Below are 15,255 nucleotides of genomic sequence, written 5' to 3'. Positions count from 1 at the left end.
ATATAAGAAAATATCCTCACAATACATGAGGATATTTTTCTTTGTATAGATACGTTCTCTATAGTACCGTAGTTTCGTATATAGATTGCTTAATGAAGTTTGGTATCTTCAACACTATATTTCCTGAATATTGTTACAACTGATATTTCCATACTCTAAGAATGTTCCAGTTTTTGCTCAAATAGTGATTGGTAACCTCAACATCCCTTTGCTTATTACGTTCTAGTTTAGTTGTCCAAAATCTATTTTGGATTTGGGGATATGACCATGAATGTCGCAATAGTGCTCGGAGATGAAGGCAGGATGTAGTCGGTCTACCATGATCGGCTCAGGATTGTGGCCTTTGCACCGCTTATTGCTCGAGTTCTCGAAGCGGCAATAGCGGACCTTTCCTGCATCTGCGAGACGTGCAGAAGGGTCCTTTGCTTTCCGGAAGCTAACGTCACTGCCTGCTGTAAAAGAGGCGAAAGGAAACAAGCGGGAGCTGGATAAGTTCTTAATGATGTTCGGAAATCAGAGGGGCAGGGATTACTTCCAGTTTGAGATTGGGAATTTGGGCGTGTACTTCACGGAGCAGGCTAATGATTCGTCCAGGGATAATACGCGCTAGGGGAAATATCTGGATGAGGAGGTTAGTATAAATCCAAAGTATTTGAAAGCCGGTGGATAGTATGACACTCACCAGCTTCAAGCCAATTTCAATCTAAAAAAGCGTCAGGAGCGACAGTTGTGTCTTGGCAAAATATATGGGTATAAATAGGAAATGGATATAAGAAATTAGTGGAGGAGCAGGAATTTGTATATTTATGTTGAAAAATATTGCTAAAATCAGAGTGAGTGCCCTACATGAAAATTTCATTGAATGGAGATATGCACCATATGAATCATGAAGATGATATTAAAAAAGCAGCGGATGAAGCATATGAAAGAGCAATGGATGAAATAAACAGTCAACTAGACCAAGAAATCCTCATCGCTCTCATTGGTGATGTTAATGCGGGAAAATCTTCGACAATAAACCGAATTGTCGGTGAAGAGGTTGCTGGGGTAGGAGCAGAACCTGGTGAGACTATTGAAGTCAAACCGTATAAATATAAAGAAAATATATATTTTGTCGATACTCCTGGATTGAATGATGTTAGAACGGATAATTCAGCAGTAACACTTAACTACTATAAAAACGCTGACATTGTTCTATTCTTTTTAAACGCGGCGGGGACTGTTTTTTCTGAGGTTGAGAAAAAATCTTTTGAGAAAATCCAAAGTGTAAATAAGAATATCATTATTGTCTTAAATAAGATTGATGCCGCCGATGAAATCGATAGATTAGTAGCAAGGGTTAGAAAAGAAACTGGAGACACCTATGAGGTCTCACCTGTATCGTCACGCACTGGTGAAAACATCGATAAGCTAAGAAATAGTATCCTCGAAATACTTAAAAAAAAGAGTAAAGATATTTTATTTGCAAAGAGCATAAAGGAGAAATCTGCAACAGCAAATGCATGGATCATTGGTGCTTCTGTGTCGGCAGGTGCAGTTGGTGCATCACCAATTCCAGGATCTGATTTTATCCCAATAACAGGAATACAAATAGGATTGCTCACTAGATTGGCAGTGCTATATAATAAGCCAATTACAAAAGATGCTGCAAAAGAGTTAGTTGTTGCCACTATTGTTGGGAACATAGGCAAGAGCATCTTCAGACAAATTATGAAAATTTTCCCTGGAGTTGGGTCAGTTGCCGGAGCTACTGTTGCCGGAGCAACTACTTTGGCACTTGGATATGCGGTTAAATATGCATATGAAAATAACATTGACATCAATGCAGAAAACATCACTAAATTGTATAAAATGTATCGTGAGCAAGCAGCGTCTTAAAGTTATTCAAAGAATGGACCCGTTATTAGTTGATACAAACTAATTGGGTCCTTTCGTTTTCCCTTATAAAACATTTAGCCTTTATAGTGTGTAAGGTGAGCCTTATCACAAGTAACAGACAAATATAAACTCGAAAATAATGTAACTATGTATCATATATATGCGTGTCTGACGAGATATTGTTGAATAGTACTTTTGTTTGATATCTGAATGAAAAAAAGTTTATGTTAGTCAAAACATATTATGGAAGATACGATCTAATCCAAGTCTATTTAAGTAATCTAATGAATAGCCGATGACAACACCATCCCTGTAAAGATCACAATGTACGATTATCCCCGGGAAAAACCCCCCCTTTTTCCACCTCTATTAAAGGGAGTTTGTAACTATTGAATTTAATCTTCCACAAACTTAGAATGATGGTGAAAAGAGAATACCGTGGGATTGTTACTGGGAATTAGCAGGCAAGACCTAAAATGTGTTAGGGGGAAAAGTGTACCTTTTCTGTACATCTCCTTGCGCATTTTAGGTCTTTTTTTGTTGGATTCTCACATGACAAGCTGAGGTAACGTTCCCGCAACCAATCAAAGGGAGGATGTTAGACAATGATGAAAGCTCGTAAATCGATCTATAAAAAAATGGTTATCTCCACAGTAGTTGCAGCGAACTTCCTTGCTGCAATCCCGGCGTTCGCAGCGGGTGTCGCTGATGATCACACTGCGATCTGGTCCCGCCAGCAAGCAGAAAAGGTTGCGCTCACGAAAGAGAATACAGCTCCGCTGGTCGATATGGACTTCAAACTGGTCGCACCTGATCAATGGGTGTGGGACACCTGGCCGCTTCAGAACAGAGACGGCTCCCTTGCGATCGTGAACGGCTATAGAGTAGCCTTCGCCTTGGTCGCTCCGCGTTCTCTTGGTTGGGGTGACCGCCACACGGAAGCTCGCATCGGCATGTTCTATTCGAAGAACGGTAAAGACTGGACGTACGCCGGCATTCCATATAACTATGACAAGGCATTAGGACACATGCAGTGGGCCGGGACAGCGATGATGGACGAGAACGGCAAAGTTCATCTATTCTATACGGCTACCGGAGATAAGAGCAACTGGGATAACAACGGATGGGATCGCAGGGCTGTACAGCGAATCGCTAAGACTACATTTGACATCAACACGGATAAAAACGGTGTGCATCTGACCAACGAAGGTCCGCACCAGATTATCCTTGAAGCGGACGGCAAGTATTACGAAACGATTGAGAACTGGAAGAGCAACATCATCACGGCGTTCCGCGATCCGTTCTTCTTCCAAGATCCGAATACGGGCAAAGAGTACATCATTTTTGAAGGCCAAGCCGGCACTGATCGCAATTATTTGAAACCGGAAAATATCGGGGACGAGGAATACCGCAACACGCATAGCGTTCCAGAAGGCGCACAATTGTACAACGGTAATATCGGGATCGCGGAAGTGCTTGACCATGACATTACCAAGCTGAAGCTTCTGCCGCCACTGCTTGAATCTGTAGGGGCCAACCACCAGCTGGAGCGTCCACATGTGGTGGTCAATGGCGATGACTATTACCTGTTCACGATCAGCCATACCTTCACCTATGCTCCTGGCTTGACCGGTCCTGACGGTGTGTACGGCTTTGTAGGCAAGGGATTACGAAGCGACTACAAGCCGATGAACGGAAGCGGCTTGGTTATCGGCAACCCGAAAGAAAATCCTTACCAAGCATATTCCTGGATGGTGCTCCCGAACCAACAGGTGATCAGCTTCATTAACGAACCCAAAGATGCCAACGGCCAAGTCCAATTCGGCGGTACTTTCGCAGCAACGCTCAAATTATCCTTGAACGGCGATCAATCAGAGATTGGCAAAGAGCAACGAAACGGTGAAATCAAACCATTTGGTGCCAACCGCTAATCCAATAATCTAAATCGAAAGGAGCCATAACATGATCCGTAAAAACATGAAAACATGGTCCGCGCTCACTTTGGTAGCAAGCATCGCCACCTCCAGCTTCACCGTGTTGCCGGTTCAAGCCCAAGACGGGGATCAGACCGTACATTGGACACGCGAGCAGGCATCGAAGATCGAGCTGAATCAAGACAATACCTTACCTTATACCGATATCAGCAAACTGGAGAAATTCGCCCCTGGATATCACGTGTGGGATACGTGGGCACTGACCGACCGTGACGGGAATATCGCTTCGATCAAAGGCTGGAAAGTGATCTTTGCGCTTTCCGCTCCCGCCGACGTGTTGCCGGGCAAGGTGCACGACATCGCAACCATCCGTTACTTTTATTCGAAAAACGGCAAAGACTGGACGCTGGGCGGAGAATTGTTCCCGACAGGATCTGCACTTGGTTCCCGCCAATGGGCTGGTTCAGCCATGACGGACGACGGAAAAATCCATGCATTCTACACCGCGACTGGGCACAAAGGGGAAGAGCGCTTGACCTACGAGCAGCGCTTGGCCATGGCGACAGGTGAGATCGTCGCGGATAACAAAGGGGTCCGCTTCGAAAACTGGGGCGATCACCGCATCCTGTTGGAACCGGACGGGAACTATTATCAGACCAAAGAACAAGCGCAGCAGGGTGAAGGCGGAGGGTACGCCTTCCGTGACCCGATGTGGTTCAAAGACCCGCAATCGGGCAAAGAATATCTGCTGTTCGAAGGGAATTCTGGTGGCACCGTTACCGACCGCAAGCTTCAACCAGAGTACGTCGGAAGCCCTGAATACGCCGGGCAGCATAACGTGCCGGCAGGTGCTGTTCACGCGAATGGCAACATCGGCATCGCAGAAGTGGAAGGCGGCGATTTTTCGAAAATCAAGCTTCTCCCACCGCTTCTGGAAGCGAATTACGTAAACGAAGAGCTTGAGCGTCCACATATCGTGGTGAAGGATAAAAAGTACTACCTGTTTACGGACAGCCACATCAACAAATATGCAGAGGGTCTAAGCGGGCCGGAAGGGTTATATGGTTTCGTCTCCGACTCGCTGATCGGCGGATATCAACCGCTGAATGGAAGCGGACTGGTTCTGGCCAATCCTCCGCAAAATCCGTACCAAGCCTATTCTTGGCTGGTTCTCCCTAACTTGAATGTCGTCGGTTTCGCCCATTTCGGCGATCTGGGCAACCTGTCCATCGGTGACGTCGGCAACCAGACTCCGGAATACCAATTCAGTCATTTTGGCGGAACCTTGGCACCGACAGTGAAACTGTCAATCAAAGGCGACCGGACCAAAGTAGAAAACGAGCTGAATCCAGGCACCATTAAGCAATAAAATCTCCACCGAATCAATAAGCATGGTCAATCGGCAAACGGCTGGTTGACCATGCTATTCCATTATTGTCGGACGAATAAAATGATAGGAGGCTACGTTATGAATTGGAAAAATGTAAAACTCTTTTCGGCAGCCGTGATCGGAGCTTCTGCGATTATGACCGCCACCACAGGTACTGGCGTTTTTGCGCAAGGAACTTCAACGTCAACGGTATTCAACTGGTCGAGAGAAGCCGTAAGTCATATTGATATGAATGAAAACAATACTGCGCCTGTCATTCAGATGGAAGACCTTGAAGAGATGGCACCGGAGTACCATGTGTGGGATACCTGGCCGCTACAGGATCGCAACGGGAATCTCGCGGTAGTCAACGGTTATAAAATCATATTTGCTCTCACTGTCCCAAGCGATGTCATTCCAGGGAAGCGGCACGATACGGCGGGAATCCGATATTTTTATTCAAAGGACGGTCAAAGCTGGAAGGTCGGGGGCCTCTTATTTAATGATGGACAAGCGTTAGGCTCCAGACAATGGGCAGGCTCGGCCATAGTCGATAAAAACGGAAAACTACATATCTTCTATACAGCAACAGGACGAAAAAATGAAACTCACCTGACCTATGAGCAGCGATTGGCTACAGCAACGGCTGAGATCAAGACAACCGATGCTTCTGTTACCTTTGCCAATTGGTCTGATCATAAAGTGATTCTTGAACCGGATGGCCAATACTATCAAACCCAGGAACAAGCGGGCCAAGGAGAGTCTTCCTACGCCTTCCGTGACCCATACTTTTTCCAGGATCCCAAAACGGGGGAAGAGTACCTTTTATTTGAAGCGAATTCTGCCGGGTCATTGGCACAACGGACTTGCCAGCCGGAACATCCCAATACCGATCTTACAGAAGAGTCGAAGTCTTATAACGGAAGTATAGGCGTGGCAAAGGCTGTAAATGATAATCTCACAGAATTTCAAATTCTGCCTCCAGTGCTAGAAGCCAACTGCGTCAATGAAGAGTTGGAGCGCCCGGGCATGATTGTGAAAGGGAATCGTTATTATCTGTTCACCAAGACGCATCATGAAAAGTTCGCGCTGGGTCTTGATGCACCAGAAGGATTGTATGGTTTTACGTCTGCTTCATTAATGGGAGGCTATCAGCCGCTTAATGGCAGCGGACTGGTCATTGCTAACCCCCAAGACAATCCGTATCAAGCCTACTCGTGGATGGTCATGCCTAACGGTACGGTGATCAGTTTTGTGAACTATGTGGATGTGGACGGGCAAAACATTCATGAGATTGGTGAACAATCACCAGACTATCAAAGGGAACATTTTGGCGGTATGCTTGCGCCATCTTTACATCTTTCGATTACCGGTGATCAAACGAAAGTTGTCCATGAAAAGAAACAGGGTGTATTTCATTAAGATAGAAGCTTTTTTACGTTCAGTATACTGCTGTTGGGCATAACGACAAGGAGGAACCGAACATAGCCAGAATCAATCCAAAGGAAATGGTCGAAAAGCTTTTACCGTTAGTAGGAGGAAAAGAAAATATCGCGGGGGCCACTCATTGTGCCTCCCGCCTCCGCTTAACGTTACATGACGAAGCGATCGTAGATACTGCTTCTATTGAAAAGATGGATAGTGTGGAAGGCGTGTATACGAGACACGGGGAAATCCAGATTATTTACGGGGCAGGCAGAGTGAACAAAATTTATAAGGCATTGATGGAAATAGAAGCGGAGGGACCGGTATCTGCAGACCTCCCCCTCTCCGTCGAGACAAACCAGATTAAGCCAAGCCTAATCCCCCGATTTGTAAAGACCTTATCCGGCATCTTCGTACCCATTATCCCCGCCATCGTGGCGAGTGGCTTATTAATGGGTTTGATCGGTATGGTGAAGGCATTTGACTGGATTGCTCCAGACAGTGCATGGATGAGGATGCTTAGTATCTTATCTAGTTCAGCCTTTATTATTTTACCGATCCTGATTGGATTTAGCAGTGCCAAAGAATTCGGAAGCAACCCATACTTGGGTGCTGTCATTGGCGGCATGTTAACTCATCCTTCTTTATTGAATCCTTTCGAGCTTGGAACAAGGGCACCGGACTATATTGATGTATTGGGATTCAAAATCGCATTGATTGGTTATCAAGGTACGGTCATTCCTATACTGTTATCGGTGTACGTGATGGGCAAGATTGAAAAAGGGTTGCGCAAATGGATACCAGGTTACTTGGATTTATTGGTGATCCCGTTCTTGACCGTTGTCTTGACTGGTGTCATATCCTTATTGGCGATTGGGCCTCTGGGTCTGTGGATCGGTGGCTTGATTACAAACAGCTTGGCTTATCTCTTTCAGGTAGGCGGATTCATGGCCGGATTCCTTTTTGGCGGGTTATATACCTTCATTGTGATTACTGGATTGCATCATGGTATACACGCGATCGAGGCAGGGCTGCTGGCTGATCCTACAGTTGGAGTCAACTTCTTGTTGCCCATTTGGTCGATGGCGAATGTTGCCCAAGGCGGTGCCGCATTAGCCGTATTTTTCAAAACGAAACATCAGAAATTGAGGGAGATCGCCATACCTGCTGCTCTTTCAGCATTTTTAGGCATCATTGAACCTGTTATTTTCGGAATTAACCTCCGATTGGTGAAGCCTTTTATTGGAGCGGCGATTGGAGGGGCACTAGGCGGGGCCTATGTTGTCTATACGCATGTCGCAGCCAATTCCTACGGTTTAACGGGAATCCCTATGATCGCGATCACAGCGCCACTTGGTTTGTCTAACCTCATTCATTATCTCATCGGCTTTGCCGTTTCGGTTGTTACTGCTTTTTTGGCTACCTGGATTATGGGAATAAAGGAAGAGAAGGAATAGAAGAATTCGTGCCGGGGAGGAGGGAGCTCGACGTGTTACCCAGATGGATGCGGTTGAGAGAGAAGAAGACAGAAGAGATCCTGTTTGCTCCTCTAAGCGGAAAAGTGCTGAATATGGAGGCAGTGCCAGACCCTGCTTTTTCCGAAAAGAAATTGGGCGAAGGCATAGCCATTGAGCCGACGGAAGGGAAAGTGTGCTCACCTGTAGATGGAGAGGTCATCTATGTGTTTCCGACCAGACATGCGATTGGCATCGGTTCCAAAAGCGGATTGGAGCTATTGATTCACATCGGCGTAGATACAGTGTTCATGGATGGCCTAGGATTTAAGGAATTCGTCAAAGAGGGCGACCGGGTGAAGACAGGGCAGCCCCTGTTAGAGTTTTCCCTCGATCTCGTCAAACAGAAGGCCACAAGTATGATTACCCCCATCGTGATCACCAACCCGAATCAAGTTGACCGACTGGAAATCCTATCGCCTACTTTAGCCCAAATGGGAACCACGCCCGTAATGAAGATTTCCATGAAAACGAAGGTATGGAGGACACCATGAAAATCAAAAAAGTATTAAATAACAATACCGTTGTGGTTAGTGATCAGGGAGAAGAGAAAATCGTCATGGGGTTAGGGCTTGGGTTCCAGAAGAAAAAGAACGATCCCGTAGCCCAAGCGAAAATCGAAAAAGTTTTTGTCATGAAAGATCGCTCAGAGTACGAAAAATTCGAAGAAATCGTTACAACACTGCCTGAGGAGCATATCCAGGTTGCAGAGGAAATCATCTCCCATACAGAAAAAGAGCTGGGTGTTTCCTTACATGAGCATATTCATATCGCCCTGACGGATCACCTATCATTTGCCCTTGAACGATTGACCAAGGGAATGGCTATCAAAAACACCTTACTGAATGAAATCAAAATTTTGTACCCGAAAGAATTTCAGATTGGCTGCTGGGCAAAAGCGTTGATCAGTGAGAAGCTGGGAATTGAAATCCCGGAAGACGAGGTGGGCTATATCGCCCTGCACATTCATACAGCGAAGATGAATGCCGGAGATATGGCAAAAACATTGGATATCACGTCAATGATCCGGGATATGGTAGAGATCATCGAAGATTGCTTAGCTATCAAGATTGCGGAAGAAACGGTTTCGTATGAGCGATTGATCACGCACTTGCGCTTTGCTGTACAACGCTCGGAAACCGGTGAATCGTTCTTGGATTTGGAAGCAGAGATGTCGGAGATTGTAAAAGAAAAATATAAGAAAGCTTTTTCCTGTGCACAAAAAGTAGGTGAATTCTTAGGGGAGGAATATGATTTTGAGCTCCCGGAAATGGAGTTGGTGTATATTACGATGCAAATTCAACGGATTTATAGCAGATTGTCGACGTGATAAAAGGAGGAAGGGGGTCTGTCCAGAGTTTTGTGTACACTCAATTTTGCTTGTTACCATAGGTTTCATTCCAGAAGTGAACAGGCATTCTTCTTGTCCGAGAAGTCAATGGAGGTAGGCAAAGCGTAGCCTTGACCTCTGGGGCAGGATGAATGACAATGTTTACGGGAATGGGACCTTCTTTGTTGTGTCTTCCTAGGGCCCTTTTGGACTAACTCACCCCCCTTTTCCCTGCTTTACCCACTTTCCAATTGTAAGATAGTACTAGATACTTTAATCTATAAATAATGACAGTAGACTATGGTATAGTAGTAATGGAGACAGAAATGGTGAGTTCCTAGGTGGCGCCTTGCTTTTTGTGACACCTAAGCAGGAGCGCCTACTCTTTTTACAAATATTAAGGGGATAAGGAAGGTTATCATGAGCAACAAACAGAAAACAACAGACGTTATCTTAATTGGTGCCGGTGTCATGAGCGCAACTTTGGGAACATTACTGAAAGAGTTAGCACCTGAATGGGAAATTAAAGTGTTCGAGAAGCTCCCAAGCGCGGGGGAAGAGAGCTCGAACGAATGGAATAATGCAGGGACGGGCCATGCTGCATTGTGTGAGCTTAACTATACATCCGAAAAACCGGACGGATCTATAGATGTTAGCAAAGCGATCAAAATTAATGAACAGTTCCAGGTTTCCATGCAGTTTTGGTCTTATCTTGTGAACAGCAAGCTGATCAATAATCCTCATGACTTTATCATGCCATTGCCTCATATGAGTATGGTACAAGGCGATAATAACGTATCCTTTTTGAAAAAGCGTTTTGAAGCGCTCTCAAACAATCCTCTGTTCCAAGGGATGGAATACTCCGATGACCCTGCGAAGCTGAAGGAATGGATTCCGCTGATCATGGAAGGCCGTACATCCAATGAACCGATCGCGGCAACCAAAATCGACTCCGGAACAGATGTCAACTTCGGTGCGTTGACACGCATGTTGTTCGACCACCTGAAGAGCAAAAATGTCGAGATCAACTACAAGACCAGTGTGGATGATATTCAACGTAATGAAGACGGCACGTGGGAAGTGAAAACGCGTGGCATGGAAAGCGGTCTGATCGAATTCCATAATGCGAAATTCGTCTTTATCGGCGGTGGTGGCGGAAGTCTGCTCTTACTGCAAAAGACCGGTATTCCTGAGTCCAAACGCATTGGTGGATTCCCGGTAAGCGGACTGTTCATGGTATGTAAAAATCAAGAAGTGGTAGAGAAGCACCATGCCAAAGTATATGGTAAGGCGAAGGTTGGAGCTCCTCCAATGTCTGTACCGCATCTGGATACAAGATATATCGACAACAAAAAAACACTGCTGTTCGGACCGTTTGCCGGCTTCTCACCGAAGTTCTTAAAAACGGGTTCCAATATGGATTTGATCGGTTCTGTAAAACCGAACAATGTCGTCACGATGTTGGCAGCAGGCGCAAAAGAGATGTCCTTGACCAAATACCTCATCCAGCAAGTTCTGTTATCCAAAGAACAGCGCATGGAAGAGTTGCGTGAGTTTATCCCGAACGCGAAGAGCGAGGACTGGGATCTGGTAGTAGCGGGCCAACGTGTACAGGTAATCAAGGATACAGAGGCCGGTGGTCGGGGAACCCTTCAGTTCGGTACCGAAGTGGTCAGTGCCGCTGATGGCTCGGTAGCTGCATTGCTTGGAGCTTCTCCAGGTGCTTCTACGGCCGTTCACGTTATGCTTGAGGTATTGCAAAAATGCTTCCCAGACCGTATGAATGAGTGGGGAGCGAAAATCAAAGAAATGATTCCTTCTTATGGTGTGTCCTTAGTGGAAAACCCAGAGCTTTTCAAAGAGCTTCATGCTGCAACAGCGCAGGCGCTTGGTTTGAGTGAAAAAGAAGTAGCTTATAGTTAATGCTTTGGATGTAGAAAAAAAGAACCTTCTATCCTCTTTGGATTGAAGGTTCTTTTTTCAAAACTCGCAGGTAGAGGGGTCAATGAGCCGTTTAAAAAGAGAACGAGATATTTGTCTGGAGAATTGCTTATTTAAACAGTTGTTTTTAACATTATACCGTCGATTGACTTTTTATATGAATTCTAAAATTCAAAAGTTATAATGGTTTGTATAATTAGTAAATAAGGGGGGAGCGTCTTGAGTTTAACTCAGAAACAAATAAACAATATTAAAACTGCTTTTGAATCCATTTTGCGCTCAGACTATATTTCATTAGACCAAATAGATCAATTAAATAGTTTAGAGAAGTACTATGTAGATTTTTATAATAATATAAGTAGTTTACTACAGCAACAGGATAACTATATTAACGGCAGAAGGGGGACCGGTAAAACTGCATTGTTAATACGCGGCTATTTTGAATGTATTAAAACTTTGATGCCAATAAAATTTGGCGAGAGTAATTATTTTTCAAATGAGAGAATATTACCTATTTTCATAGATCTTAGTAAATGCAGAGAGATATTCACGAAGGAAGAAAATGATGACTCGATTGAAGTGAGTTTTATTTTGCAAATAATCGACGAATTAAAAAAACAGTTGGAAATTATCTTTAACCCTGTTGAGTTAATGGAATTCAAAAAAAATGATACCTTATTTGATGAGTTAGATTATATTGAAAGTATTTTAATTCATTACCTAAGAGTTGAACTACAAGTTATCGAAAGTATAGAAGGAACGCAAATGTCCTTTGATACAATTGATAATCTTAATATTCAACAGTTTTTAAATAAGATTAATGCTATAAGAATTAAAGCTGGGATTAGTAAAATATTTATATTTATCGATGAATTCTCAGATTTATCCGATGAAGAACAGGAGAAATTCTCCGTACTATTCCAAAAATTCCTTGGTTCCAAAATTAATATGTTTTTTAAAATAGGTGTAATATCCGATAGATTTAATTTTGGATCTAAAATCAGAATAGGGAGAGATATATACCCAATATCTTTGGATCTAAATGATTTTGTTGAGAGATACGGAGGAACAGTCGTTGCGATAAGGAAAATGCAAGAATTTGTAGAAATGATATTGGATAAGAGGCTAGAAATATTTTGTCCTGAAATTCGCTTTACTGACATTTTTAAAATATCAAAAGAGATCTTGCATAATAGGCTAGCTCGACAAACATTAGGAGTTCCTAGGACATTAGGTTTGGTACTACAATATGCTTGGAATCAAGCGCAAAATGGAGTAGAATCTGATAACAAAATAGGCATATCTGAAGTTAACTATGGTATTAGAAGTGTAAGAAAAATATATTATAAGCAATTTGAAGGAAGTAATAAGAAAAAATTAATTCCAAGTTTTTATTCACAAATGTGGAAAGAGCTATTAAACAGAGCCTTAAACGAAAAGGAAAAGAATGCAGAACGTCCATCAAGCCATTTTATGATTGATCCAATTAGAAAAGAATATATGAATGTATTTTGTGAGAACTTTTTAGTTCATCTTCTGGAAGAAGATAGGGCTTCTAAATATGGGGGGAATTACTACCTCTACGCACTCGATTACGGGGTATGTTTGGAAAATAATATTAGATATGCTGAAGAAAAAGATGAATTTACCGCAGTAAGATTTATCTATGATTCGGTACTAAGTAACTATGATCCATATTTTATAACAAGTAATCAAAAAAACTATAAATGTAGTACTTGTGGTCATATTTATGAAGAAAACGAAGTTGCTAGGTTCAAAATCAAAAGATGTTTTGATGATGATACAATTTTAGAAGAGATTCAAGCCAAGGTACAACCAGCAACAAAAGGTAATTATACGGAAATTGAGATAAAAATCTTAGGATTAATAAGTGCCTTAAGCGAAGATGAGGCAATGACGGCTATAGAAATAGCGGATGCCGTTGGTTGCAGTAGACAAAAGGTCTCATCTTGGGCAACAAGAGTTCTCGAAAAAAATAAAAAGATCTCTATTAAAAGTATAAATAATAGAAATTATTATTATAGTTTAGAGGAACAAGAGGATGATATTAATGGAAGTTAAATTAGAAACTTTTTTAAAAGACCTGGAGAGATTGGGTAAAAACAGCGAAAAAGACTATGATTCTTCTAAATATTTTTCTTATAACTTATATTTAGAACAATATAACCAGATTTTGATATCGTTACAAAAAATGGGTCATTTCGCTGATGTACCCTTAATCCTGGAGGTACCACCTAATCAAAGGTCAAGGGCCGGATCTCCAAAAGAAATCGAAAAACATCAGGAGATCAATTTGAAAGTATCACAAATATATAATAGATTACTTGAGATTATAGGACCATCAGAAGATATTGATGTCATTAAATCTATTGAAAATATTTTCAATAGATTCCATAAAATAGCGAGGCAATTGCGTAGTAGACATGGTAATAGAGGCACTTTAGATGTAGGCGATGAATATGATGTACAAGATTTACTACGTGCTTTATTACATCTATATTTTGATGACATTAGGCCAGAGGAATGGACACCAAGCTATGCAGGGGGTTCAAGAAGAGTAGATTTCCTTTTGAAGAAGGAGAGGGTGGTAATAGAGGTAAAAAAGACAAGAAGAGGATTGGCTGACAAGGAAATTGGAGAAGAATTGTTAATTGATATTTCAACATATGAGGTACATCCAGATTGTGATTATTTAGTTTGTTTTGTATATGATCCTGAGGGACGTATTGGAAACCCTGCAGGTATTGAATCAGATTTAATGAAAAAAAGCTCCGAAAAATTAAAAGTAGGCGTCTATATTTTCCCTAAATAACCTTTGTTTTAATATTATGAACAGGCTTGTTATATATGAGTGAGATTTTTGATTCAGTTATTTGATTTAGGTATGAGTGGTATATGCAAACCTATCCCCTAATAATTCCCTGATTTTTATTCAGCAAGTGACTATACTTTTATCAAACCCCTTCATACCAAGTTAAAACCGTTAACTTTGTACTATGACCCGTAAGATGGACACTTGAAAAAGTGATCCTCTTGCGGGTGATTTGTGTTATAAACTAATTAATTTTGTAAGATCGGCGGGGGAGGGAACACGAGCCAAACCATAGGTAAGCGAGAAAGTCGTTTTCAGCGAAATTTGAAATGTAACAACTTGAGCACCGTGACAATATATCAATTGAGTAAGTACGGGCTCAATTTGATTCCTATATAATCTTCTACAATCAAAGTCGTTATTAATAGTCATCAAAAAATTGACTCTTGATGAATTCAAAGTCCTCTTCCGGTCGCATAGCAACCAGGGGTTCGTTAATTAAGTGTCCATCATCGGAGTCATAGTTTATCTCTAAATAGTAGGTTCTTTTTTCATAATTAGCTGGATGAGAGGCTACGGTGAGCAGTACCACCAGCAACCACAAGAGGACTTGCTACATCGCAATAAGAACGATGCACAAGCCCAACATCAGCAAGGCATTGCTCGCCATATAAGGCTTATGCCTAGCCCTGAATAAATGAGCATGAATGGCACCTGCCATAAGTACTGCAAGCAATGCAGCAGCATAGTTTAACAGCTGCGGATACACAAATCCCCCCAGCATCCCAAGAGCACCAATCCCCTCAAGAGTAGCGATGACATACATGAACCAGAACGGGTACCGATATTCATTCCAATGCTGCACCATGTTTTTGGTTCGCAGAAATTTCATGGCAACCGAGATGGCAAACATAATAACTAAGACGACCTGAATGATGGAAGTGACCATAATCCAACAAACACTCTCCCTTTTGATATTTGTACCTGGCTTTCTGTAGTACAGTATAAAGTAGGGGGAACATGTCTGAATG

Annotated in this window: 11 protein-coding genes; 10 read left to right on the top strand and 1 reads right to left on the bottom strand. The window is 42.6% G+C overall.

Annotated features, from left to right (window positions below; translation table 11 throughout):
• Positions 1 to 879: 879 nt before the first annotated feature.
• From FGI41_RS22100 to FGI41_RS25165, 10 genes are all read left to right on the top strand, one after another.
• Complete coding sequence (locus FGI41_RS22100; protein ID WP_176560396.1) at positions 880 to 1,878, top strand: GTPase; 999 nt, start codon at positions 880 to 882, stop codon at positions 1,876 to 1,878.
• Between the two features lie 605 nt (positions 1,879 to 2,483).
• Entirely contained in the window at positions 2,484 to 3,809 is a 1,326-nt protein-coding gene (locus FGI41_RS22095) for a glycoside hydrolase family 68 protein (protein ID WP_218015250.1), read from the top strand.
• A 31-nt stretch (positions 3,810 to 3,840) separates the two neighbouring features.
• Positions 3,841 to 5,181, top strand: a complete 1,341-nt coding sequence (locus FGI41_RS22090) for a glycoside hydrolase family 68 protein (RefSeq protein ID WP_139492467.1) — start codon at positions 3,841 to 3,843, stop codon at positions 5,179 to 5,181.
• A gap of 99 nt (positions 5,182 to 5,280) precedes the next feature.
• Entirely contained in the window at positions 5,281 to 6,603 is a 1,323-nt protein-coding gene (locus FGI41_RS22085; protein WP_139492466.1) for a glycoside hydrolase family 68 protein, read from the top strand.
• A 71-nt stretch (positions 6,604 to 6,674) separates the two neighbouring features.
• Positions 6,675 to 8,063 carry a sucrose-specific PTS transporter subunit IIBC gene (locus FGI41_RS22080; protein WP_139492465.1) on the top strand — a complete coding sequence of 463 codons (1,389 nt, stop codon included), beginning with the start codon at positions 6,675 to 6,677 and terminating at the stop codon, positions 8,061 to 8,063.
• A 32-nt stretch (positions 8,064 to 8,095) separates the two neighbouring features.
• Complete coding sequence (locus FGI41_RS22075) at positions 8,096 to 8,614, top strand: PTS sugar transporter subunit IIA (RefSeq protein WP_255298596.1); 519 nt, start codon at positions 8,096 to 8,098, stop codon at positions 8,612 to 8,614.
• On the top strand, positions 8,611 to 9,450 hold the full coding sequence (licT, locus tag FGI41_RS22070) for a BglG family transcription antiterminator LicT (protein WP_139492464.1): 840 nt from the start codon (positions 8,611 to 8,613) through the stop codon (positions 9,448 to 9,450). The genes FGI41_RS22075 and licT overlap by 4 nt, the downstream gene beginning before the upstream one ends.
• A 420-nt stretch (positions 9,451 to 9,870) precedes the next feature.
• Positions 9,871 to 11,373, top strand: coding sequence for a malate:quinone oxidoreductase (locus FGI41_RS22065; protein WP_139492463.1), 1,503 nt, complete (start codon positions 9,871 to 9,873; stop codon positions 11,371 to 11,373).
• A gap of 237 nt (positions 11,374 to 11,610) precedes the next feature.
• A complete protein-coding gene (locus FGI41_RS22060) occupies positions 11,611 to 13,473 on the top strand; it encodes a hypothetical protein (protein WP_139492462.1) in 1,863 nt (620 codons plus the stop codon).
• On the top strand, positions 13,463 to 14,224 hold the full coding sequence (locus FGI41_RS25165) for a PD-(D/E)XK nuclease domain-containing protein (protein ID WP_176560395.1): 762 nt from the start codon (positions 13,463 to 13,465) through the stop codon (positions 14,222 to 14,224). The genes FGI41_RS22060 and FGI41_RS25165 overlap by 11 nt, the downstream gene beginning before the upstream one ends.
• Positions 14,225 to 14,837: 613 nt before the next feature.
• Here FGI41_RS25165 and FGI41_RS22050 read toward each other — a convergent pair.
• Positions 14,838 to 15,173, bottom strand: coding sequence for a DoxX family protein (locus FGI41_RS22050; RefSeq protein ID WP_139492461.1), 336 nt, complete (start codon positions 15,171 to 15,173; stop codon positions 14,838 to 14,840).
• Between the last annotated feature and the right edge of the window lie 82 nt (positions 15,174 to 15,255).

This window comes from Brevibacillus dissolubilis (assembly GCF_006170445.1).
GTDB lineage: Bacteria > Bacillota > Bacilli > Brevibacillales > Brevibacillaceae > Brevibacillus_B > Brevibacillus_B dissolubilis.
This window is presented reverse-complemented; position numbering and strand designations above follow the sequence as displayed.